Annotated in this window: 22 protein-coding genes and 2 riboswitches; all 22 genes read left to right on the top strand. The window is 68.5% G+C overall.

Going from position 1 to position 23329, the window contains the following annotated elements:
* Positions 1–145 precede the first annotated feature (145 nt).
* The 22 genes from O3305_RS18305 (at position 146) to cobU (ending at position 23301) form a co-directional block, all read left to right on the top strand.
* Positions 146–2821: a TonB-dependent receptor gene (locus O3305_RS18305; RefSeq protein WP_269573812.1), complete on the top strand. Its 2676-nt coding sequence runs from the start codon at positions 146–148 to the stop codon at positions 2819–2821.
* Positions 2822–2848: 27 nt separating this feature from the next.
* Complete coding sequence (locus O3305_RS18300; protein WP_269573811.1) at positions 2849–3577, top strand: SDR family NAD(P)-dependent oxidoreductase; 729 nt, start codon at positions 2849–2851, stop codon at positions 3575–3577.
* The gene (locus tag O3305_RS18295; RefSeq protein WP_269573810.1) at positions 3561–4478 is read left to right on the top strand and encodes a 2-dehydro-3-deoxygalactonokinase; all 918 of its coding nucleotides are present in this window, start codon (positions 3561–3563) and stop codon (positions 4476–4478) included. Before O3305_RS18300 ends, O3305_RS18295 begins: the two co-directional genes overlap by 17 nt.
* Entirely contained in the window at positions 4475–5914 is a 1440-nt protein-coding gene (locus O3305_RS23155) for a 2-dehydro-3-deoxy-6-phosphogalactonate aldolase (protein WP_353739202.1), read from the top strand. The genes O3305_RS18295 and O3305_RS23155 overlap by 4 nt, the downstream gene beginning before the upstream one ends.
* A gap of 69 nt (positions 5915–5983) precedes the next feature.
* Entirely contained in the window at positions 5984–7267 is a 1284-nt protein-coding gene (locus tag O3305_RS18280; RefSeq protein ID WP_269573809.1) for a BNR-4 repeat-containing protein, read from the top strand.
* Between the two features lie 60 nt (positions 7268–7327).
* Positions 7328–7597: a hypothetical protein gene (locus O3305_RS18275; RefSeq protein ID WP_269573808.1), complete on the top strand. Its 270-nt coding sequence runs from the start codon at positions 7328–7330 to the stop codon at positions 7595–7597.
* Positions 7598–7656: 59 nt separating this feature from the next.
* Positions 7657–7878, top strand: a riboswitch (cobalamin riboswitch).
* A 175-nt stretch (positions 7879–8053) separates the two neighbouring features.
* Positions 8054–9994 carry a TonB-dependent receptor plug domain-containing protein gene (locus tag O3305_RS18270; RefSeq protein WP_269573807.1) on the top strand — a complete coding sequence of 647 codons (1941 nt, stop codon included), beginning with the start codon at positions 8054–8056 and terminating at the stop codon, positions 9992–9994.
* A gap of 20 nt (positions 9995–10014) precedes the next feature.
* On the top strand, positions 10015–10623 hold the full coding sequence (gene cobO / locus O3305_RS18265; protein WP_269573806.1) for a cob(I)yrinic acid a,c-diamide adenosyltransferase: 609 nt from the start codon (positions 10015–10017) through the stop codon (positions 10621–10623).
* Complete coding sequence (locus O3305_RS18260) at positions 10623–11480, top strand: ABC transporter substrate-binding protein (RefSeq protein ID WP_269573805.1); 858 nt, start codon at positions 10623–10625, stop codon at positions 11478–11480. The genes cobO and O3305_RS18260 overlap by 1 nt, the downstream gene beginning before the upstream one ends.
* Positions 11477–12469 (top strand): FecCD family ABC transporter permease, encoded by a 993-nt coding sequence (locus O3305_RS18255; RefSeq protein ID WP_269573804.1) that lies wholly within the window; start codon positions 11477–11479, stop codon positions 12467–12469. Before O3305_RS18260 ends, O3305_RS18255 begins: the two co-directional genes overlap by 4 nt.
* Positions 12463–13236 carry an ABC transporter ATP-binding protein gene (locus O3305_RS18250; RefSeq protein WP_269573803.1) on the top strand — a complete coding sequence of 258 codons (774 nt, stop codon included), beginning with the start codon at positions 12463–12465 and terminating at the stop codon, positions 13234–13236. Before O3305_RS18255 ends, O3305_RS18250 begins: the two co-directional genes overlap by 7 nt.
* Positions 13233–13925: a phytanoyl-CoA dioxygenase family protein gene (locus O3305_RS18245; protein ID WP_269573802.1), complete on the top strand. Its 693-nt coding sequence runs from the start codon at positions 13233–13235 to the stop codon at positions 13923–13925. The genes O3305_RS18250 and O3305_RS18245 overlap by 4 nt, the downstream gene beginning before the upstream one ends.
* A riboswitch (cobalamin riboswitch) is annotated at positions 13924–14107 on the top strand. It overlaps the preceding gene by 2 nt.
* 141 nt (positions 14108–14248) lie before the next feature.
* On the top strand, positions 14249–16210 hold the full coding sequence (locus tag O3305_RS18240; protein ID WP_269573801.1) for a TonB-dependent receptor plug domain-containing protein: 1962 nt from the start codon (positions 14249–14251) through the stop codon (positions 16208–16210).
* 14 nt (positions 16211–16224) lie between these two features.
* Positions 16225–16761 carry a hypothetical protein gene (locus O3305_RS18235; protein ID WP_269573800.1) on the top strand — a complete coding sequence of 179 codons (537 nt, stop codon included), beginning with the start codon at positions 16225–16227 and terminating at the stop codon, positions 16759–16761.
* Positions 16761–17168, top strand: a complete 408-nt coding sequence (locus O3305_RS18230; RefSeq protein WP_269573799.1) for a DUF1636 domain-containing protein — start codon at positions 16761–16763, stop codon at positions 17166–17168. The genes O3305_RS18235 and O3305_RS18230 overlap by 1 nt, the downstream gene beginning before the upstream one ends.
* The gene (gene cobT, locus O3305_RS18225) at positions 17165–18178 is read left to right on the top strand and encodes a nicotinate-nucleotide--dimethylbenzimidazole phosphoribosyltransferase (RefSeq protein WP_269573798.1); all 1014 of its coding nucleotides are present in this window, start codon (positions 17165–17167) and stop codon (positions 18176–18178) included. Before O3305_RS18230 ends, cobT begins: the two co-directional genes overlap by 4 nt.
* Positions 18175–18744, top strand: coding sequence for a histidine phosphatase family protein (locus O3305_RS18220; protein ID WP_269573797.1), 570 nt, complete (start codon positions 18175–18177; stop codon positions 18742–18744). Before cobT ends, O3305_RS18220 begins: the two co-directional genes overlap by 4 nt.
* Positions 18741–19460 (top strand): adenosylcobinamide-GDP ribazoletransferase, encoded by a 720-nt coding sequence (locus tag O3305_RS18215; RefSeq protein WP_269573796.1) that lies wholly within the window; start codon positions 18741–18743, stop codon positions 19458–19460. Before O3305_RS18220 ends, O3305_RS18215 begins: the two co-directional genes overlap by 4 nt.
* A complete protein-coding gene (locus O3305_RS18210; RefSeq protein WP_269573795.1) occupies positions 19457–20422 on the top strand; it encodes an aminotransferase class I/II-fold pyridoxal phosphate-dependent enzyme in 966 nt (321 codons plus the stop codon). Before O3305_RS18215 ends, O3305_RS18210 begins: the two co-directional genes overlap by 4 nt.
* The gene (gene cbiB, locus O3305_RS18205; protein WP_269573794.1) at positions 20415–21353 is read left to right on the top strand and encodes an adenosylcobinamide-phosphate synthase CbiB; all 939 of its coding nucleotides are present in this window, start codon (positions 20415–20417) and stop codon (positions 21351–21353) included. The genes O3305_RS18210 and cbiB overlap by 8 nt, the downstream gene beginning before the upstream one ends.
* Positions 21341–22798, top strand: coding sequence for a cobyric acid synthase (locus O3305_RS18200; RefSeq protein WP_269573793.1), 1458 nt, complete (start codon positions 21341–21343; stop codon positions 22796–22798). The genes cbiB and O3305_RS18200 overlap by 13 nt, the downstream gene beginning before the upstream one ends.
* Entirely contained in the window at positions 22795–23301 is a 507-nt protein-coding gene (gene cobU / locus O3305_RS18195) for a bifunctional adenosylcobinamide kinase/adenosylcobinamide-phosphate guanylyltransferase (RefSeq protein ID WP_269573792.1), read from the top strand. Before O3305_RS18200 ends, cobU begins: the two co-directional genes overlap by 4 nt.
* Positions 23302–23329 lie beyond the last annotated feature (28 nt).

The following is a 23329-nucleotide window of genomic DNA, read 5'->3' as shown; positions in this document are numbered from 1 at the left end:
AAGTGTTGCGCCGCTGTCACCGCGTTGCCCTCTGTGAACGAGGGTGTTGCGCGATCCTTATTGTTGCTTTAGTAGATACGTAATGCGGAAGCCAAGGGCATAAAGTCCGGGCCCGCCAACCGCCGGGTTGATAAGGGGAGAGGATATGAAGAATCGCACCGTCCAGCGCCTGCTGGTGTCCACCATTCTCGGGTCGGCGGCATTGCTTGCCACGCCCGCCGCAGCGCAGACCGACTCGGCCGCGCCGGCCGCCCAGGCAGCCGATCCCGCCGGGCAGCAAGACGACGGCGCCATCATCGTCACCGGCATCCGCCAGAGCCTTGGCGCCGCGCGTGACATCAAGCGCGACGCGATCCAGTTCGTCGATGCGATCGTCGCCGACGACATCGGCAAGCTGCCCGATCGCAACGTCGCCGAATCGCTCGCCCGCGTCTCGGGCATCCAGGTCGATCGCGGCATTGCGGAGGGCACTAACGTCTCGGTGCGCGGCCTTCGTCAGAACGTCTATCTGTTCAACGGCCGCGAGATCGTCGATGCCACCGGCCGCGGCGGCGTCGGCCTCGATCAGCTCGGCAGCTCGACCTATGGTATCCTGTCGCTGGTCCCCTCCGAGCTGATCTCGCGCCTCGAGGTGACCAAGCTTGCCGGCGCCGACGACATTGCGGGCGCGCTTGGCGGCATCGTCGATATCAACACGCGCAAGCCACTCGACGGCCCGAACAGCATCGCCGCCCGCGCCGGCGCCAGCTACGACACGCTGACCGAGAAGCCGAGCTACGAGCTGTTCGGCCTGGTCTCGCAGAAGTTCGCCGGCGACACGCTCGGCGTGCTGGTCTCGGCTTCCTATGGTCGCCGCAAGCTTTCGCAGCAGGGACTCGATACCTTCTCGGGCTATACCCGCTTCACTGACTCAAACGGCGCTGTGCATTTCGGTCATTCGGACGTTCGCCCCGAGGAAATTTCCGAGACGCGCACCAAGTTCGGCCTGGACGGCGTGATCCAGTGGAAGCCGGGCCCGGGCGTCGAGATCACCCTGGACAGCTTCTATTCCAAGCTGATCTCGGACCGCGAGCGCTACTGGGTCTCGTTCAACCCGCAGACCGGGCTGACCAACGCCACTTATTCGCCGAACAACATCCTTATCTCGGGCAACTCGACCGCGCCGGTGCTGACCAACAGCGAGTTCGCCTATACCAAGGCCGACACCTGGTCCTCGGCGCTGAACGGCAAGTTCGACGTGACCGACCGGATCAAGGCGAGCGCCGAGGTTTCGTACAACCGCTCGACCTCGAGCTACGACCAGAATTACCTCCGGCTCCAGCCGCTCACCACGATCACGCCGAGCACCAGCTTCGACTTCTCCAAGGGCGATCTCGGTGCCTATTCGATCAGCGGCATCAACCTGAGCGATCCGTCGCAGCTGCGCTTCACCATCCTGTTCGACAATCTCTACCGGGCGAAGACCGAGGCCACCGCCGCGCGCACCGACTGGAGCGCGGACCTGGGCGAAGGCTTCCTCGACAAGCTGAGCGTCGGCGTGCGCTATCAGAAGCTCGACACGCGGGTGAACCCGGCGCTCGCCGATATCCGCCCGACCGGCGGCATCGTCGCGACCTCGCTCGCGCAATATCTGACGCTGCGCTCGAATCCCAAGTTCGCCGAGGGTGACTTCGCGGGCCTGACCCGCACCTTCCTGGCGGGCAATGACACGATCGCCAACGGCTGCAGTGCCTGGACCACGGTCACCGCCGTCTCGCAATCGGCGGCCTGCCTCAATCCGACCCAGACGGCCACCGCGCTCGCCGGTACCTATCGGATCAACGAGAAGTTCACCGAAGGCTATGCCAAGCTCGACTTCAAGGTGGAGGGCGGCCTCGACCTCGCCGGCAATATCGGCGTGCGCTACCTGCACCGCGACATGACCTCGATCGGCAACCTGATCGGCGCCACCGGCGGGGTCACCCCGGCCAGCTTCGAGCGCACCGATGACGAATGGCTGCCCTCGGCAACCGTCCGACTGAACGTCGCCGAAGGGATGATCGTGCGCCTGGGCGCGGCGAAGGTCGTCGCCTTCCCGAACACCGCCGATCTCAACAACGGCGTCACGCTCAACAACACCGCGATCTTCGTCGGCGGCGTGCAGACCACCCCGGGCACCGGCAGCGGCGGCGCGCCGAACCTCAATCCGTTCAAGGCCAACCAGTTCGACGCCTCGCTCGAATATTATTTCGGCCGCCAGGCGCTGTTCTCGGTCGGGCTTTTCTACAAGGACGTCTCGACCTTCATCGTCGCCAAGCAGAGCCCTGAGACGTTCAACAACGTCAACTACCTCATCAACCGCAAGATCAATGGCGACGGCGCCAAGGTGAAGGGTATCGAGGCACTGCTCCAGCTGCCCTTCTACTTCCTCCCGGGCGCGCTGGACGGGTTCGGCATCGTCGCCACCTATTCGTACATCGACTCGACCACGCCGATCCGCGACGCGGTGGGCCGCGTGCTCGCCTTCCCGGGCCTGTCGAAGAACAACGCCAACCTGGTCGGCTATTACGAGAAGGGTCCGGTTTCCTTCCGCGTCGCATACAACTGGCGCGACGACTATCTGGTCGGCCTGTCGGGTGCGAACACCGGCATCTACAACGATGCCTATACCGATCTGTCGGCGACCTTCCGGTACGACATCTCGAAGAACTTCTCGCTCAACCTCGAGGCGAACAACCTCCTCAACGAGCACCAGCGCACCTATGACGGCTCCTCGGAAGCGCTGCGGACGAACCTGTTCTTCGGGCGCATGTACAAGGCCAGCATCAGCGTCAAATTCTGACGCCAGCCTGCCGGGAGGAGATCGAAGGTGAGCGATAGCGAACTGGCAGGACGCACGGCGCTGGTAACCGGCGCCGCGAGCGGGATCGGCGCGGCGATCGCCCGGCGGTTCCGCACTGCCGGCGCCCGGGTCGTCGGGCTCGATCTCCGGCCCGCATCCGATGCGGACGAGGCGCTGGTCGCCGATCTCCGCTCGGATGCGGACGTGGCCGAAGCGGTGGCGCGGCTGGGCGGGATCGACATCCTCGTCCACGCCGCCGCCATCTCGGTCCATGGCGGCGTGATCGACACCGAGACCGCCGCCTGGGCCGATATCTACAACGTCAATGTGATCGGCGCCGTGCGGTTGCTGCGCCATGCCGTGCCTCCGATGCGGGCGCGGGGCGGCGGATCGATCCTGCTGCTTTCCTCGATCAATGCTGATTTCGCCACGCCGACGCTTGCGGCCTATGCCGCATCCAAGGCCGCTATCGAGAGCCTGACGCGCACCGCCGCGCTCGAATTCGCGCCGGATGGGATCCGGGTCAACGCAATCGCTCCGGCTTCGGTCGATACGCCGCTGCTGCAGGACTCCTTCGATCGCGCGGCCGATCCTGAAGCCGCGCATGCCGCCAATATCTTGCGCCATCCGCTTGGCCGCCTCGGCACGCCCGAGGACGTTGCGGAGCTGGCGCTGTTCCTCGCCTCGGATCGGGCGAGCTGGATCACCGGGGCCATTCATCCCCTGGACGGAGGTGCAAGTGTCACACGCCGCTGATGCCGAGATTGTCGGCGTCAATTGGGGAAGCTCGAACTTCCGCGCCTGGCGTATCGCGGGCGACGGGACCGCGGTCGATGAGATCGTCGCGGCGAAGGGCGTTGCGGGGCTGAGCCGGGAAGGCATGGCCGAGGTTATGGCGACACTCGCCGCGCGCTGGCCCGATCACGGCCCGATCTACGCATCGGGCATGATCGGATCGAATATCGGCTGGGCCGAGGCGCCCTATGCGATTGCACCGGCCGGCATGGCGGACCTCGCCCGTGCGACGATCCCGGTGGAGATCGGCGACAGCCCGGTGCGGATCGTACCTGGCATCGCCTGCAACCGCGACTTCGACGCCGCGCCGGACATCCTGCGCGGCGAGGAAACCGAACTGCTCGGCCTGATGGAGCTGGCTCCCGGCGACGGCGTCGCGGCGCTGCCCGGCACCCATACCAAATGGGTGCGACGCGAGAATGGACGCATCGGCGAGTTCCTCACCGCCATGTCCGGCGAGATCTTCGACCGGCTGACCGCGCAGGGGCTGCTCGCCTCGATCGTCGAAGGCGAGGCGGCGGACGGACCGGCATTCCGCGAGGGAGTCGCACGCGGCCGTGCCGGCGGGCTTGGGCTGTCGAGCCTCCTCTTCGGCGCCCGCGCCCGCGTGATCCGCGGCGCGCTCAGCCGTGCCGACGCCGCATCCTATATCCGCGGACTGCTGATCGGTTCGGAGATCGCCGATGCGATGGCGGCCTTCCCCGATATGGGCGGTGCCGTGGTGCCGCTGATCGGTAACGGGCCGCTTTCCCGCCTCTACGCCGCCGCGCTCGGCTCGGTCGGCATCGAGAGCGAACTCGTCGAATCGCGGCACGCCTGCCTGCTCGGCTTCCGCGCGCTGCACCGGGCGAGCATCGGATGAGCGACGGCGCTGCCGCCCGGCTCGATGCGGCGCTGGCCGAACTGCCGATCGTCGCGATCCTGCGCGGGCTGCGCACCGGGGAAGCGGCGGCGATGGTCGGCGCGCTTTACGATGCCGGCATCCGCGTCGCCGAAGTCCCGCTCAATTCGCCCGACCCGTTCGACACGATCGCGCTGCTCTGCCGCCAGTTCGGCGACCGGATGGCGATCGGGGCGGGGACCGTCACCGATCCGGAGCAGGTACGAAAGCTGGCCGCATGCGGCGCGGCGATCTGTGTCTCGCCCAATGTCGATGCCGCGGTTATCGGGGAGGCACTAAATCTCGGCCTGGTTCCGCTGCCCGGTTGCGCAACGCCGAGCGAAGCGTTCGCCGCACTCGCCGCCGGCGCGCGCCACCTTAAGTTCTTCCCTGCCGCCGGGCGCGAAGGTGACATCGCCGCGCTGCGCACGGTGCTGCCTAAGCATGTGGTGGTGCTGGCGGTCGGCGGCGTCGGCCCGGCCAATATCCCGACATTGCGGGAGGCCGGCTGCAGCGGCTTCGGCATCGGATCGGATCTCTACAAGCCGGGCCGCTCCGCCGAGGAGGTCGGCGGCCGCGCCCGTGCGCTGGTCCGCGCCATCCGGCACGCCCCGCGCGCGCTGCTGCTCGCCAACCCGCAGGCGATCATCGGCGAGTCCCCGGTAGTGCAGGGCGATACCGTCACCTGGACCGATCCGGTGCGCCGCCGAATCTATCGCTTAACCGAAGGCCAGGCGACCGAACAACCGACCGACCAACCCGTCTTCGGCCTCGCCCCGCTGCCCGAGGACCGCATCGCCGGCACGCTCGAGAGCGCCTTCTGCACCCTCGCCGGTACTACCGGACCCGTTGCGGAGATCGGCGCCGGATGCCGCTTCAACGACCTGGCCGTCGATCCCAAAGGCGGCCTGTGGGGCGGGACGATGCACAAGGCGATCCTGGCGGGCCGCGGCGCAATCTTCCATGCGCCCAGCCCCGAAGCCGCGCCGCGCCGCGTGGCGGAAGGCCTGGGCGTTCCCAATGGCATGGCCTTCTCCGAAGACGGCAAGACGCTGTTCGTCATCGACACGCTCTCGCGCACCTTGATCGCCTATCCTGCCGATATCGAAGCCGGGATGCTCGGTGAGCCGGTGATCGTCAGCGACTTCATGAACGTGCCCGGCAAGCCCGACGGCATGACCCGCGCGGCCAATGGCCGTTTCTTCGTCGCGATGTGGGGCGGCGGCTGTATCGCCGAGCTGGCGCCCGACGGCGCCATGCTGCGCAGCATCCCGGTGCCGGCACCCAATCTCAGCAGCGCCGCACTGGCCGGCGACACGCTCTACGTAACAAGCTCGCGCATGCGGCTTTCGCCTGCCCAGCTCGAGGCTTTCCCCGCCAGCGGCGGGCTGTTCGCGATTGACCTGACGGGCGGCTGATCCGCCCGACACACCCGGTCCAAGGAGACGCGTACCGAGTAACCAAAACTAAAATCAGGAGAGAATGCCATGCGCTTGCGCTTGATTGCCAGCACAGCGTTGCTGTGCCCGCTTGCCCTTTTGACGCCCGCCACCGCCCAGGCCCAGGTGGTCGTGGACACGGTACCGGCCGAGACCGATTCCTCCAATGCCGCCGCCTGGTGGCGGCCGATGGTGGTGAAGGGCAACACCACCTATGTCGCGTTCAACGCGCCGGGCGATACCGCCGGCACGCACAAGATCAAGATCGGTGTGAAGACCGGCACCGACGCCTGGACGATCGACTATCTCAAGGACGAGAACGGCAATGTCTGGAGCCATGCCGACGATGTCGGGCATGACCAGCCGACGATCGCGGTGGACGGAGACGGCTATATCCATGTCTGGACCGATCATCATGTCGACGACTGGCGCTATTTCCGATCGAGCGCACCCAATGATCCCACCGGAATGCTGCGCCGCATCGGCGACATGCCGGGCACTGTCGGCGCAACCTATCCAATCGCCGAGGATGCGCCCAATGGCGACATCTTCCTGATCATCCGCAACCATTACAACAATGCCGGCCAGGGCGAGCTCTATCGCTGGGACAATGCCGCGAACAGCTGGTCGAAGATCGGCATCTTCGCGCGCGAGAACACCAACTACGTCTATCCCGACGACCTGAAGATCGACGATGCGGGCAACGTCCATATCGCCTTCGAATGGGCCTATGGCACGCCGCGCTCGCTGCGCCACTACGGCTCCTACCTGAAGTACGATGTCGCCGCCGGCGTATTCCGCACCGCGAACGGCGTCGCGCTCAGTGCCCCGGCCACGCGCACCACCGCCAATGTCCTGTTCCAGGGGCTGGGCACCGGCGAGGTGTGGAACAACTCGAACGACGGCGTCGGCATCCAGGCGGCAGGGCTCACCGTCGATCAATATGCCCGGCCGAGCATAGCCTATCGCTATCGCACCGCCGGCGGCACCAACGCGTACAACTTCGATGTCTACCGCGTGCGCTGGAACGGCGCCTGGGTCGACCGGGTGAAGATCTATACGGCCAACAACGACGTGCCCGCCGCCGTCGAGACCACGCACAACGGCACCCGGGCCCGGGTCTATTTCACCGTGCTGGGCAGCGGCCTGATGGCAGCGGAAAGCCCGACCTGGGCGGTACGCCAGGTCGCACCAGCCCAGAGCGCGGTGACCCGCATCTCGGGCATTCTCAAGTCGACGACCGAGGACGTGATCTACGCCGCGGCACCGACCGAGATCGACGCCAATCGCGGGCGGCTCCACGTCATCAGCATCGGCAACACCCTGCCCTGACCGAACGAACGCTCCGGCGGCGGGTCCCGCCGCCGGAGCGCTTCCGCATGGAGATCGCCCTTGATCCGCAAACACTTGCTCTGGCTGCTGCCGCTGGCGGGCATAGCCGGCCTGATGCTGTTCCTCGCACGCACCGCCGATGCGCCGGCAAAGAGCGGCACCGTGATCGTTTCGCCGACGCCCGACGCCGCGCCGAGCCCGGCGCCCATCCTCACTCCGCTGCCCGTCGCCACCGAGACGCCGAAGCCGAAGACGGTCCTCATTCCCGAGGCTCCAGCGAAGACGGCGGACGGCACGATCGTCACCCGCTGCACCGATCCGGAGTGCTGAGCGGCTTGGCGCGGCGTTCCATTTGCCCTATGCGCCGCGCCGTGGAGGGCACACGCCCTCCACGACAAGATCGCGCCGGTGCCCCGAAAGGGGCTTAAACGGGAATGCGGTGCGGACGGGCCTTCCGTCCAATTCCGCGGCTGTCCCTGCAACTGTAAGCGGCGAGCGCGATGCACTGGCTCCCCAATCGAGGGAGCAGCCACTGGACCATCGGTCCGGGAAGGCCGTGCATCACGCCCTGACCCGCGAGCCAGGAGACCTGCCGGCGCAACGGTCGCTCTTGCTTTGGTCCAGGGGATGGCCAGGGCACGGTATCTCTCCGTCTGAGCGACGAACCAAGCGGCAGGGGCCGCTTCGGTACGTGCGCGACGGCGAACAAGCGCCCGCCTCGCGTCTCGCACCGGCCGTTCGCGGCAGGCCCCCGCCCTCGTTGCACGGGCGCCGGGGGGACTACCCATGTTGAAGACCAGTTTCGTCTCGCTGCTCGCGATCGCCGCCGCCACGCCGGCCTTCGCCCAAGACGCGGACCAGGCCAGCGACCCGCAGGACACGATTGTCGTCACCGCCTCGCGCTCGGGCGAAGGCACCGAACTCAAGGACCTGCCCGCCTCCGCCACGGTGATCACCGCGCAGCAGCTCGACCAGCGCCAGACCCGCATCGTCTCCGACGTGCTGCGCGACGTGCCCGGCGTCTCGGTCAGCCGGATCGGCGCGATCGGCGGCCAGACCCAGATCCGCATCCGCGGCTCGGAGAGCAACCACGTCCTCGTCCTGATCGACGGGATCGAGGCGGCCGATCCCTATTATGGCGAATATGACCTGGGCACGCTGATCGCCGATCCGGCGGCGCGCGTCGAAGTGCTGCGCGGCCAGCAGAGCTCGCTCTACGGATCGGACGCGATCGGCGGCGTAATCAACTACATCACGCTCTCGGGTCGCGAGGCGCCGGGCTACAGCGCGCGCATCGAAGGCGGCTCGTTCGGCACGATCAGCACCGCGACCCGCGCCGCCGGCGCCTCGGGCGACTTCGACTATGCGGTGTCGGGCAGCTGGTACCACACCAGAGGCTATCCCACCGCGCGCGGCGGCAGCCGCGACATCGGCTCCGACAATGTCGGCGCGACCACCAAGCTGAACTGGACTCCAGCCGAGAACTTCAAGCTGAGCGGCGTGCTGCGCTACAGCTATACCGATGCCGAGACCAACGATGCCGATGCCAATCCGGCGAGCCCGAGCTTCGGCTACACGATCGACAGCCCCGGCACCTATTTCACCAACGAAGCGCTTTACGGCCTGCTCAGCGCCGAGCTGACCGCGCTCGACGGGCGCTGGACCAACACGCTCTCCGGTCAGTTCTCGGACACCACGCGCAAGGGCTACAACGCCTTCGGCTTCAACTATGGCGACAAGGGCCAGCGCTACAAGGGATCCTTCGTGTCGAGCTTCCGCTTCGGCACCGACGCGATCAGCCACCGGCTGACCGGTGCGGTCGATTGGGAGCGCGAGCAGTTCCAGAACATCGCGCCGTCGACCGGCTCGCCCTATGACGCGTTCCGCGGCCGCCGCGACACCGACAATCTCGGCCTGGTCGGCCAGTATGAGCTGACCGCGGGCGGCTTCACCGGCGGCGCCTCGATCCGCTACGACGACAATAACCGCTTCGCCGACACTACCACCTGGCGCGTCCAGGCCGGCTATCGCCTGCCGACCGAGACGCGCGTCCACGCCGCTTACGGCACCGGCGTGAAGAACCCCGGCTATTACGAACTCTACGGCTATTCGAGCGGCACCTATATCGGCAATCCGGACCTGAAGCCGGAGAAGTCCGAGGGCTGGGAAGTCGGCGTCGACCAGAGCTTCTGGGACGGCAAGGCCGTGATCGGCGCGACCTGGTTCGATTCTAAGCTGACCGACGAGATCTACACCAGCTATCCGGCGCCCAACTACACCGCGACGCCGGCCAACCGCGCCACCGATTCCAAGCAGCACGGCGTGGAAGTCACCGCCAGCCTGCGCCCGATCCGGCAAGTGCAGATCGAGGCGGTCTATACGCATCTTGATGCTACCGAGGACGGTGTCACCGAAGTCCGCCGCCCCGGCGACATTGCCAGCTTCAACGCCACGCTCTTCAGCAAGGACGAGCGCTTCTCGACCACGCTGACCGTGCGCTACAATGGCCGAATCGACGACGTCGCCTATACCGACCCGAGCTATGTGCCGGTGCGCGTGTCGCTCAAGCCCTTCACGCTGGTCAATCTCAACGCGCAGTACAAGCTGACCGATCGCTTTTCGGTATTCGGCCGCGTCGAGAACCTGTTCGACGTGAACTATGAGGAAGTGTTCAGCTTCGCGACCCCGGGTGCTGCCGTCTATGGCGGCGTCCGCGTGGCGTTCTGAAGCATCAGGGGGAAGCGGCCGTGAAGCAGCGCACCGACGAAGAGCATAATGCCAAGATGAAGAAGCTTCAGGTCGCCCAGGCCAAGAAGCTTGCCACCAAGACGGTCGAGAAGGGCCTGATCATCGTCCATACCGGGCCGGGCAAGGGCAAGACCTCCGCCGCGCTCGGCATGGCGGTGCGCGCGATCGGCCACGGCATGAAGGTGGGCATGGTCCAGTTCGTGAAGGGCGCGATGGCCACCGGCGAGAAGGCGGTGTTCGACCGCTTCCCCGACCTGATCGAATTCAAGCCGATGGGCGAGGGCTTCACCTGGGACACGCAGGACCGCAGCCGCGACATCGCGGTGGCGCGCGAGGCGTGGGAAGAAGTGAAGCGGATGATCGCCGATCCCGAATACGCGATGGTGATCGCCGACGAGCTCAACATCGTGCTGCGCTACGATTATCTGCCGACCGAGGAAGTGCTCGAGGCGCTCGCCGCCAAGCCGGCAATGAAGCATGTCATCATCACCGGTCGCAACGCCCCCCAGGCGCTGATCGACGCCGCCGATCTCGTCACCGAGATGGCGCAGGTGAAGCACCCCTTCCGCGAACAGAACGTCAAGGCACAGGCGGGGATCGAGTTCTGATGGCTCCGGCCAAGCTCCTGGCCCTGCCGCTGCTCGCCCTGGGCGGCGCGGCGCTCTGGGCGAGCGCCCCCGCATCCGCGCCGCCCTCGACCAAGCCCGAGCGGATCGTCTCGCTCAACCTGTGTGCCGATCAGCTCGTTCTCGCGCTCGCCGATCGCAACCAGATCGCCGGGCTCACCCGCAACGCCACCGACACCGAGATGTCGGGCGAGGCCATGAAGGCGCGCGGTCTGCCGGTGCTCAAGAACTCGGCCGAGCAAATCCTTGCGATCGATCCCGACCTGGTCGTCGGCATGCCGGCGAAGCGCAGCGCGGCGATGCGCGCGCTCAAGGGCCACAAGTACAACATGCTCGATCTCGAGACCGCCAATACGGTCGATGAGATCTATGCCTCGATCCGCCAGACAGCAGTGGCGGTCGGCCATCCCGAGCGCGGTGAAGCACTGGTCGCGAGGATGCAGGCGGCGCTGGCCAGGATCGGCAAGCCCGGCGGCGGCAAGGTCGCGGCCTACTACCAGCGCCGCGGCTTCATGACCGGCACCGGCACGCTGATCGACGACCTGATGCAGCGCATGGGACTGGTGAACCTGGCGGCGAAGCTCGACAAGCCGCCGCTCTCGCAGCTCAGCCTCGAGGAGATGGTCGCGGCCGGCCCCGATTACCTCATCGTCGAGAGCGCCACCGACAAGATCGCCGACCAGGGCACCGAGATGCTCCACCATCCGGCGATCGCCAACATCCCCCGTATCTCCATCCCCCAGGCATGGACCGTGTGCGGCAGCCCCGCCTATGTCGAGGCGGCCCAGGGGATGGCGACCCAACTTATCCGCTATCAGGATCGGACCCACGCCCGATGACCCTATCCCGTCCCTTGTTGATCGGCGGCCTGCTCGCTCTCACGCTCGTCGCGGCGATCGGATCCTTGCTGTTCGGCCCGGTCCATCTGTCACTCGCCCGGATGTTCGCCGCCTTTACCGGGCATGGTGACCGCATCGCCTCCACCATCCTGCTCGAACTGCGCCTGCCGCGCATGCTGCTCGGCCTCGGCGTCGGCGCGATGCTCGGCCTGGCCGGCGCGGCGCTGCAAGGGTATCTGCGCAACCCGCTCGCCGAGCCTTCGGTGCTCGGCACGTCCAACGCCGCGTCGCTCGGCGCGGTGGCGGCGCTCTACTTCGGGCTGGCCGAGTTGCATCCGATCGTACTCCCCGTACTGGCGGTGCTTGGCGCGCTGCTGTCGCTGGTCGGCCTGTCCGCACTTGCCGGACGCTCGGAAAGCCCGCTCACCCTGATCCTCGCCGGCATCGCCATCGCCACCTTGGCCACGGCGGGCGTGAGCCTGGCGCTCAACCTTTCGCCCAATCCCTTCGCGGCGATGGAGATCATGACCTGGCTGCTCGGCAGCCTGGAGAACCGCTCGTTCGAACATGTCTGGATCGCCTATCCCTGCATCGCGATCGGTGCGCTGCTGCTGTTCTGGGACGGCCGCGCGCTCGATGCGCTGACGCTCGGCGAGGACGGCGCCCAGGCGCTCGGCGTCGATATCCAGCGCACCCGCATCCGCCTGCTGCTCGGCACCGCGATCGGCGTCGGCGGCGCGGTCGCGGTATCGGGCGCGATCGGATTTGTCGGCCTGATCGTCCCGCATCTCGTCCGCCCGCTCACCGACCGGAGCCCCTCGGCGATCCTGCTGCCCTCCGCGATCGGCGGCGCCGCCCTGCTCACCTTCGCCGATCTCGCGGTGCGGCTTATCGATACCAAGAACGAGCTCAAGCTCGGCGTCGTGACCGCGTTCCTCGGCGTACCGGTCTTCCTGATCCACCTGATGCGGGAGCGCCGCCTGTGGTGAACATCCGTCTCGAACAGGTCGGCGTGTCGCTCGGCAAGCGCCATGTCGTCCGCAGCGCCAGCGCAGGTTTCGCGCCCGGCACGCTCACCGGCATCGTCGGCCCCAATGGTGCGGGCAAGTCCACCCTCGCCCGCGCGATGCTGGCGCTGGTGCCGCATAGCGGGCGCATCCTCGTCGATGACGCCGACGTCGCGAGCATGCCGCGCGCGGAACTGGCCAGGCGTGTCGCCTATCTCCCCCAGGGCCAGACGCTGCACTGGCCGCTCACCGTCGAGCGGCTGGTCGAGCTTGGCCGCCTGCCGCATCTCGCGCCGATGTCGCGGATCGGCGAGGCCGATACCGCAGCGATCGAGCGGGCGATGGCGCGCGCCGATGTCGGGGGCTTGCGCGACCGCCCCGCCACCGAGCTTTCGGGCGGCGAGCGCGCCCGCGTCCTCCTCGCCCGCGCGCTCGCGGTGGAAGCCCCCGCACTGATCGCCGACGAGCCGCTCGCCAGCCTCGATCCCGGTCACCAGATCGACGTGATGGAGCTGCTCCAGTCCGAGGCCCGCGCCGGCGGTCTGGTGATCGCGGTGCTCCACGACCTCACCATGGCCGCACGCTACTGCGACCGGCTGGTGCTGATCGACGGCGGCACCGTCGTCGCCGACGGGACGCCCGCCGAAGTTCTCACTTCCGCCAATCTCAAGTCGGTCTACGGCATCGAGGCGAAGGTAGAGCTCAGCGGCGACTGGCCGACGATCACCACTTTGGGCCGCAGCCGATGACCGATCCCGCCTTCTACCGCGAACAGGGCTATGCCGCCCTGCCACTGTTCGATCGCGCGCTGGTCGAGGCCGCACAGGCCGATATCGCCGAGCATATCGACCGGCTGTCGCACGCCTTCTACCTGCCCTTCGACAAGAGCTGCCCCGACGTCCCGCCCGCCGAACGGCTCGACCGGATCTATGCGAGCGACCGCAGCCAGGCGAACCTGCTGCGCGTCGCGATCTGCACCGATGCGCATCGCGGCCCCAGGCTGCAGGAGATCGCCAACGATCCGCGCCTGCTCGCCGAGGCCCAGCGGCTCAGCGAGCGCGAACTGGCCGGCAAGGTCGTCCGTATCCGCGCCAGCATCGCCAGCTTCCCCGAGCACCGCCACGCCTGGCACTCGGACGTTGCCCGCGACGACGGCACCTCGTGCGGGCAGGTCTGGACCACCGCCTGGATCCCGCTCTGCGACGCCGGGCCCGGCAATGGCGGGCTGGAGATCATCCCCGGCCGCCAGCCCGCGCCGCTCGCCAGCGAGACCGACCAGGGCCTTCGGATCACCGACGAGGCGATCGCCGGCATGCCCCGGCTCCAGCCCGAATGTCCGGCGGGCACCGTCCTGTTCCTCGATCGCTTCACGCCGCACCGCACGCTGCCGGCCGACAAGGCACGCTTCGCGCTTGTCGTCTGGATGAAGGCCGCCTAAGGGCAGCGCCGCGACAGGTTCCCCGGAGGCGGGGATGAAAAGGGAACGGGAAAACCCCGGCTGCCCCTGCAACTGTAAGCGGTGAGTCATCGGCCATTTGCCATTGGGTGTTGCAGCCCGAGAAGGCGGCCGACCGGCATCGACCCGCGAGCCAGGAGACCTGCCCGTCGTGGTCGTCTTTCGTGCGGACAGGGTGTGCCGGACGGACGGGGGTGAACCCGAGCGACGACAAGGTTGGCCGCGCGCATGCGCGGACGCTGTCGTGCGCGCCCAATGGCCCCGGCAGCGTCCGCGCGTACCCGGCATGTCGATTGGGTCGAATAATGCTGAAGTCCGTTTTCCGTCTCTCCGTTTCTGTTCTCGCCCTCGCCGCGGCTCCCGCCGCCTTCGCGCAGCAGGCCGCCGCACCCGATGCCGCCGCCACCGAGAGCAACGACGACATCGTCGTCACCGCCACCCGCGCGCCGGTGAACATCGACCAGGTTCCCGCCTCGATCACCGTGCTCGACAAGGCCGCGATCGATCGCAGCCAGGATGTCGGCGCGACCGAACTCCTGCTCCGCACGCCCGGCATCAGCATCTCGCGCAACGGCGGCTATGGCACTTCGACCTCGCTGCGCATCCGCGGCGCCGAATCCGACCAGACCGTGGTGGTGATCGATGGCGTGAAGCTCAACGATCCGGCGGCCACCGGCGGCGGCTACAACTTCGCCAACATGCTGATCGGTGACAGCGCGCGCATCGAAGTGCTGCGTGGGCCCCAGTCGATCCTCTGGGGCAGCCAGGCGATCGGCGGCGTGGTCAACATCGTCACCGCCACGCCCGAAAAGCCGCTCGAGGGCAGCTTCGACATCGAGGCCGGCTCGCGCGAGACGGTCAGCGCCCGCGCTGCGATCGGCGGCAAGACCGGCCCGCTCGCCTGGCGCATCGGCGGCCAGCGCTTCACCACCGCGGGCATCTCGGCGATCGCCCCTGAATTCGGCGGCAAGGAAGCCGATGGCTACACCAACAGCAGCGCCAGCGGCCGCGCCGAGCTGACGCTCACCAGCAACCTGAGCGTCGAGGTCCGCGGCTATTATTCGAACGGCCGTACCGAGATCGATTCGACCAGCGGCGACAATAGCGACTATTCGACCAACGAGGAGTTTGTCGGCTATGCGGGCATCAACCTGTCGCTGCTCGACGGGCGTTTCCGCAACCGCTTCGCCTATGCCTATACCGACACCGATCGCGACAGCTACGGCCCGACCCGCGCCCGCCCGTTGAGCTTCGAGTCCGACGGCAAGAACAAGCGCTTCGAGTACCAGGGCAGCTTCGCCTTCACGAAGCAGATCTCCGCGGTGTTCGGCGTCGAGAACGAGAATTCGGACTTCCGCAGCCGCTCGCCCGCCGCGTCGCTGGCAACGCCGCTGCCGGCCTTTGCGCGCGGCGAGGCCGAGCTGACCAGCGCCTATGCCCAGCTCAGCGTCGAGCCGATCACCGGCCTGACCCTGAACGGCGGCATCCGCTATGACGATCACAGCCGCTTCGGCGGGCAGACCCTGTTCCAGGCCGGCGGCGTGTGGCGCCTGTCGACCGGTACAATCCTGCGGGCCAACTACGGTGAAGGCTTCAAGGCGCCCTCGCTGTACCAGCAGTTCAGCGAATACGGGAACACTGCGCTGGACCCGGAACAGGCCAAGGGCTGGGAAGCCGGCGTCGAGCAGCAGCTGTTCGGCCGCAAGCTTGTGTTCGGCGCGACCTGGTTCGAGCGCAAGACCACCAGCCAGATCATCTTCAACAGCTGCACCACGACCTCGACCGTGCCGCTCTGCTTCGTGCCGGGCAGCACCACCGTGCGCCGCTTCGGATACTATTCCAACGTTTCGCGTGCCGAGGCGCATGGCATCGAGGCTTCGGGCGCGCTCAACCTGGGCGGCTTCACCCTCGACGGCAACTACAGCTGGACCGTCGCCGAGGATCGCTCGGCCGGCACCGCGACCTTCGGCAAGTGGCTGCCGCGCCGCCCGCAGAACACCGCGAACGGCTCGATCAGCTACGCCTTCCCGTTCGGCCTGACCACCGGCGCGGCGGTGCGCTGGTCCGGCCACAGCTTCGACAATGCGGCGAACACCACCAGGCTCGACGACTATACGCTGGTCGACCTGCGCGCCGAGCTCAAGGCCGGTGACAATCTCAGCGTGTTCGCCCGCGCCGAGAACCTGTTCGACGAGAAGTACATGACCGCCTATCGCTACGGCACGCTGGGCCGCAGCATCTATGCCGGCATCCGCGGGCGCTTCTGATGGGAGAAGGCAATATGACGCAGGCACGCGCATCCACGCTGTGGATCATGCTGCTTACCCTGGCGAGCATGGCGACCAGCTTCGCCCTTGCCTGCACGGCTCCGGTTGCGGCGCTCGCCGCGCTGGCGGCAGTGCATATGCGCCGGCGCGACGGGATCGCGCTGGCGCTCGCCGCCTGGGGCGCCAACCAGGCGGTCGGCTTCCTGTTCCTCCACTATCCGCATGATCCCAAGACGCTCCTCTGGGGCGTCGGGCTCGGCACCGCGGCGGCCGGATCGGCGATCGTCGCCTATGCCGCGCTCGGCCGGCTCCGAATCCAATCGACCGTCGCGAAACTGGCCATCGCCTATGTCGCGGCGTTCGTTGCCGGCAAGCTGGTCACCTTGTGCTGGGCGGCGATGCTGGGCGGCGTGGCGATCACGCTTCACCCCGGCTATTCGCTCGACCAGTTCCTGCGCAACGGTGCGATCCTGATCGGGCTCTATGCCTTTTACCGGCTGCTGGTCGCGCTCGGGGTGCCGGCGCCGGGCGGCAAGCTGGCCACCGCCTGATGCTTACCCGCGTCGCGGACGGCCCGGCGGTCGTCGCCTGTAACACCTGTCGCCATTCCGCGGACTCCCGCGAGGATGGCGCAGGCGTGCGCGGCGGCGCCCGGCTGGTCGCGGCGCTCCGGGCCGTGCAGGCGAAGGATCCGCGCTATGCCGGTGTCGCGGTGCAGGAAATGCCGTGTCTGTTCGCCTGCACCGATCACTGCACCGTCCATCTGCGCGCGCCCGACAAGGTCGGCTATGTCCTGGGCCGGTTAACGCCCGACGAGGACAGCGCACGCGCCATTCTCGACTATGCCGTGCACTATGCAGCCAGCGAGCATGGCCGTGTCCCCTATTCCGCCTGGCCCGAGGGAATTAAGGGCCATTTCATCACGCGCACCCCGCCCCCAGGATTCGTCGCAGAATGATCTTCGCCTCGCCCGCCGATTTCCGTGTCGCGCTCGCCGATCTTTGTGTTCCGGACGAAGGCGCCATCGCTGCGGCGCGCGCCCGCCAGGCCGAGCTGACCAAGCCGGCAGGCTCGCTCGGCCGGCTCGAGGAGCTCGCGGTCTTTATCGCCGGCTGGCAGGGCAATCCGCGCCCCACTATCAAGCGCGCCCGTACCGCGATCTTCGCCGGCAACCACGGCGTGACCGTCCACGGCGTCAGCGCCTTCCCGGCCAGCGTGACCGTCCAGATGGTCGCCAATTTCGAGGCCGGCGGCGCGGCGATCAACGCCCTGTCCGGCGCGGCCGGCCTTGAGCTCGAAGTGACCGCGCTCGATCTCGACACCCCGACCGCCGATTTCACCATCGCCCCGGCAATGACCGAGGCGGAGTGCCTTGCCGCGCTCAACGCCGGTGCTGCCGTAGTGGGCAACGACCTTGACCTGCTCACCGTAGGCGAGATGGGCATCGGCAATTCCACCGCCGCCGCCGCGCTCTGCCTGCGCGCCTTTGGCGGCACCGCGGCCGAGTGGATCGGCCCGGGCACCGGCGTCGATGCCGAAGGTATCGCCCGCAAGACCGCGGTCGTGGAGCGTGCACGCGCCTTCCACGCCGATGGGCCGGCGGACGCCTTCGAGACGCTGCGCCGGGTCGGCGGGCGCGAGATCGCGGCGATCGCCGGTGCCGTGTTGCACGCCCGGCAGCTCGGCATCCCCGTGGTGCTCGACGGCTTCATCAGCAGCGCGGCCGTGGCCCCGCTCGCAGCAGACAATATCGAGATCACCGATCATTGCATCGCCGGCCATGTCTCGGCGGAGCCCGGCCATGTCCGGCTGCTCGCCAGGCTCGGCCTGGATCCGCTGCTCGAACTCGGCATGCGGCTCGGCGAAGGCAGCGGCGGCGCGCTCGCGGTGAACCTGATCCGCTCGGCACTGGCCGCGCACAACCAGATGGCGACATTTGCCGAGGCACAGGTCGCCGCCAAGCTGTGACGCCCTGGACACTGCATCTGCTGCGCCACGGTGCACCGGCTTTGCCCGGACGGCTGATGGGGCGCACCGATTGCGGATCGACACCCGAAGGGATCGCCGCCTGCGTCGCGCGTGCTGCCGGTCTGGATATTGAGCGCATCGTCAGTTCCGATCTCCAGCGCGCGCGCCACGCCGCCGCCGCGATCGCCGACGCCGGCAGGATCTGGCCTGCTGTCGACCCGCGCTGGCGCGAACTCGATTTCGGGGCCTGGGACGGTTTGGCGCCGGACGAGGTCGAGTCCGGCGCGATGCTGCGCTTCTGGGAAGACCCCGACGCCAATCCGCCGCCCGGCGGCGAGCGCTGGTCGGAGCTGGTCGCGCGCGTCTCCGCCGCGATTGCCGCACTCGAACCCTCGCCCACGCTGGTCGTTACCCATGGCGGCGCGATCCGCGCGGCGCTGCATCTGCTGTGCGGCTTCGGCCAGCACAAGCTCTGGGCCTTCGACCTGCCCTATGCGGCTTTGGTCTCGCTGCGCGTATGGCCAGGCGAGAAGCCGAGCGCCCAGATTTCCGGGCTCGTCACATGAAGGGCCTGATCGTCGCGATCCAGTTCCTGACTCGACTCCCGACTCCACGCCTGCCGGTGAGCGGCGCCGAGTTCGCCGCGTCGATGCGCTGGTTCCCGGCGGTCGGCCTGATCATCGGTGCCCTCGTCGCGGGCGGATGCTGGCTCGGCGCCGCGATCGATCCCTGGAGCGGTGCGCTCGCCGGGCTGGTGCTGTGGGTAGCGGTCACCGGCGCGCTGCATCTCGACGGACTCGGCGACATCGCCGATGCGGCGGGCGCCGCGCACAAGGACCGAGACCGCGTCCTTGCGGTGCTCTCCGATCCGCATATCGGCAGCTTCGGCGCGGTGGCGATCGGCGTGCAGCTCATCGCCAAGCTGATACTGCTTCACGCCCTGGTCGCGACGAGTGCCTGGCTGGCCATCGTGCTGATCCCCTTTGCTGCGCGCATCGCCCCGCTGTTCTGGACGCGCTGGCTGCCCGACCTCCATGCCGGCCTCGCCTCGCGCTTCCGCGACGCGGTGCGCCCGCTCGACCTGGCGATCTGGAGCGTGGCGCTGCTTGCCGCCTGCTGGTTCTCGCCGAGCCTGATCGCCGCGCCCCTGCTGTGGTTCGGCTGGGCGGCCTGGCTGTGGCGCAAGCTTGGCGGCATATCGGGCGACGGCCACGGCGCCGGGATCGAGCTGACCGAGACCGGTCTGCTGCTCGCCGCGCTGCTGCTGGTCCGCTTCGCATGAGCGCCAGCTGGACCTGGCACGGCGGCGGCGTGGAAGCCGCCCGCGCGCATTTCGACGGCGAGGACTGGATCGATCTTTCGACCGGCATCAACCCCCACCCCTGGCCCGGCACCAACGCCCTGGCCATCGACTGGCAGCGCCTGCCGGAGCGGCATGAACTGGCCGGGCTCGAAGCAGCCGCCGCCGACTATTTCGGGGTCGACCCGCGCCATGTCTGCGCGGTGCCCGGCACCGAAATCGGGCTGCGGCTCGCGGGTGGCCTTGTCGGCGGCAGCGCGCACTATGTCGCTCCGACCTATCGCACCCATGGCGAGATGATCGCCGGCGCAATCCGGACGACACTCGACGCGGCCGGTGCCGGCACGGTGATCCTCGCCAACCCCAACAATCCCGACGGCCGCGCCCTTTCGTCCGCGCAGCTTCGCGGCCTGCTCGACCGTCGCGATCCCGGCGCCTGGCTGCTGCTCGACGAAGCCTTTGCCGATGTCGATCCCGCGCTGAGCCTGGCGGGTGCGATCGACGATGCCCGGCCGCTGATGATCTTCCGCTCCTTCGGCAAGTTCTTCGGGCTGGCCGGCGTACGGCTCGGCTTCGTCCTCGGCCCCAGCCCGATGCTCGACGCGATCCGCGCGGCTCTTGGCGCCTGGCCGGTCTCCGCTGCCGCGATCGCGATCGGCACCGCGGCCTATCGCGATCGCTCCTGGACCGAGGCCATGCGCGCTCGGCTTAGGAATGACGCCGCCGCGCTCGACGCCGTGCTTGCCGCTGCCGGACACGCCGCGATCGGCGCCTGCCCGCTCTTCCGCCTGATCGAAGTGCCGAGCGGCATTGCGCTGTTCGAGCAGCTCGCCCGCCACGCCATCCTGACCCGCCCCTTCGCCGAGCAGCCCCGCTGGCTGCGCATCGGCCTGCCCTCGACGGGCGAAGCACTCGCCCGGCTCGAAACGGCGCTTCGTGGCTGAGCCGGTCGCCCTCGCCGCGCTCGCGCTCGACGCCACGCTGGGCTGGCCCGGCAAGCTCTACCGCCGGATCGGCCATCCCGTCGGCCTGTTCGCGGCGATCATCGGCACCTGCGAGAAGCTCTGGAACCGCCGCGAGCGCGGCTTCGCAGCGCGGCGCACACTCGGTGTCCTGACGGTCCTGCTGCTCGTCATCCTGATCGGTGGCACCGCCTGGCTCATCCAGAGCCTGCTGCTGCACCATCTCGGCACCTGGGGCTGGCTCGCCGTCGCACTGCTCGCCTGGCCGGCCCTCGCCCAACGCAGCCTGTTCGACCATGTCCGCCCGGTCGCCCGGGCACTGGCCCCCGGCAACCTGCCCGCAGCCCGCCGCGAAGTCGGCAAGATCGTCGGCCGCGATACCGCGCAGCTCGACGCGCCCGGCATCGCCCGTGCCGCGATCGAAAGCCTGGCCGAGAGTTTCTGCGACGGCGTCGTCGCTCCCGCCTTCTGGCTGCTGCTGCTCGGCCTGCCCGGGGTGTGGACCTACAAGGCGATCAACACCGCGGACTCGATGATCGGCCACCGCGAGGAGCGCTGGCGCGCATTCGGCTGGGCGGCGGCGCGCAGCGACGACCTGCTCAACCTGATCCCCGCCCGCCTTTCCGGCCTGCTGCTCTGCCTCGCCGCGCCGGGGGGCTGGCGGACATTGCTACGCGACTCACACAAGCATGCCTCGCCCAATGCCGGCTGGCCCGAGGCGGCGATGGCGGGCGCCCTGGGGCTGCGCCTGGCCGGCCCGATCGCCTATGACGGCGCGGTGCAGAACAAACCCTGGATCGGCGACGGCCGCAGCGACGCGAACGCAGGCGACATCGCCCGCGCGCTGCACCTCTATGTCCGCGCCTGCCTGCTGCTCTGGATCATCGCGGGAGTTGTCGCATGGGCGCGCTGATGCTGCAGGGCACCGGCTCCGATGTCGGCAAGTCGGTGCTGGTCGCCGGGCTCTGCCGCGCCTTCGCCAATCGCGGGCTCACCGTACGCCCGTTCAAGCCGCAGAACATGTCGAACAACGCCGCGGTGACCAGCGATGGCGGCGAGATCGGCCGCGCCCAGGCGCTGCAGGCCATCGCCTGCCGGGTCCCGCCGCATACCGACATGAACCCGGTGCTGCTCAAGCCCCAGGCCGATCGCACCTCGCAGTTGATCGTGCAAGGCAAGGTGCGCGGCACGCTCGGCTCGGGCAATTTCCGCCAGGCGCGCGGCAGCCTGATCGGCGAGGTGCTGGAGAGCTACCAGCGCCTGCGCGAGCAATGCGACCTGGTCGTGGTCGAAGGCGCCGGCTCCCCGGCGGAGATCAACCTGCGCGCCGGCGACATTGCGAATATGGGCTTTGCCCGCGCCGCCAATGTGCCGGTGGTGCTGGTGGGTGACATCGATCGCGGCGGCGTGATCGCGGCGATCGTCGGCACCCGCGCGGTGATCGAGCCCGAGGATGCGGAGATGATCCGCGGCTTCCTGATCAACAAGTTCCGCGGCGATCCCGCGCTGTTCGAGGATGGCTATCGCGCGATCGAGCAGCGCGCCGGCTGGCGCGGCTTCGGGGTGATCCCCTGGCTGCCCGCCACCGTCCGCCTGCCGAGCGAGGACGCCGTCATTCTCGATCGCACCGCCTCGCGCGGGGAAGGGCGCAAGCTGGTCGCGTGCCCGATCCTGCCGCGCATCGCCAATTTCGACGACCTCGATCCGTTGAAGCTCGAACCCGGCGTCGAACTGGTCATGATCCCGCCCGGCACGCCGATCCCGGGAGACGCCGCGCTGGTCGTGCTGCCCGGCTCCAAGGCGACGATCGCCGATCTCGCCTTCCTTCGTGCCCAGGGCTGGGACGTGGACATCCTGGCGCATCATCGCCGCGGCGGCGCGGTGCTCGGCCTGTGCGGCGGCTACCAGATGCTCGGCCGCACGGTTGCCGATCCGCTGGGAATCGAGGGGCCGTCGGGCGAAGTCGCCGGTCTCGGCCTGCTCGATGTCGAGACCAGCCTCGCCCCCGCCAAGATACTGCGCCACGCCAGCGGCACCGCGCTCGGCGCGCCGGTCACCGGCTATGAGATGCACATGGGCGAGACGACCGGCCCGGACACCGCCCGTCCCTTCGCCGATCTCGACGGTCTCGGCCCCGAAGGCGCGGTCAGCCGCGACGGTTCGGTGATGGGCAGCTATCTCCACGGCCTGCTCGCCACGCCCGAGATGCGCACGGCATTGCTCGCCCGGATCGGCGTGGCCGGCGCGGGGCGCGACTATCAGGCGGATGTCGATGCCGCGCTCGACGAGATCGCCGGCGAACTCGAGCGCCACGCCGATGTCGATGCGCTGCTCCAGCTTGCCCGGGAGGCCCGATGACAAAGCTGTTCGTTCTCGGCGGCGCCCGCTCGGGCAAGAGCCGCTACGCCCAGCAGCGCGCCGAGGCGCTCGCCGGCCGCCATGTCTTCATTGCCACCGCCGAGGCATGGGATGAGGAGATGGCCGATCGCATCGCCCGCCACCGCGCGGACCGTGACGCCCGCTGGCAGACGGTGGATGCTCCGCGCGACCTCGTCGCCGCGCTTGATGCGGCGAGCGGCACCAGCGCGGTGGTGCTGGTCGATTGCCTGACGCTCTGGGCCAGCAACCTGCTGCTCGCCGATACCGATATGGATGCCGCCACCGTAGCGCTGGCCGAAGCCATCGCCCGGTTCGACGGAGCGCTGATCCTCGTCGCCAATGAAGTCGGCCTCGGCATCGTCCCCGACAATGCCCTTGCCCGCCGCTTCCGCGACGCCGCCGGGCGGATCAACCAGGCCGTGGCGACGATCGCCGACGAAGTGATGCTGGTGGTCGCCGGCCTGCCGATGCGCGTCAAGTAACTCTTTCGGAGTGCTGGAGCGCTCCGGG

The organism is Sphingomonas sp. NIBR02145 (genome assembly GCF_027359115.1).
Taxonomy (GTDB): Bacteria; Pseudomonadota; Alphaproteobacteria; order Sphingomonadales; family Sphingomonadaceae; genus Sphingomonas; species Sphingomonas kyeonggiensis_A.
The sequence above is the reverse complement of the archived record's forward strand: the minus strand, read 5'-3'. Positions and strand labels throughout refer to the sequence as shown.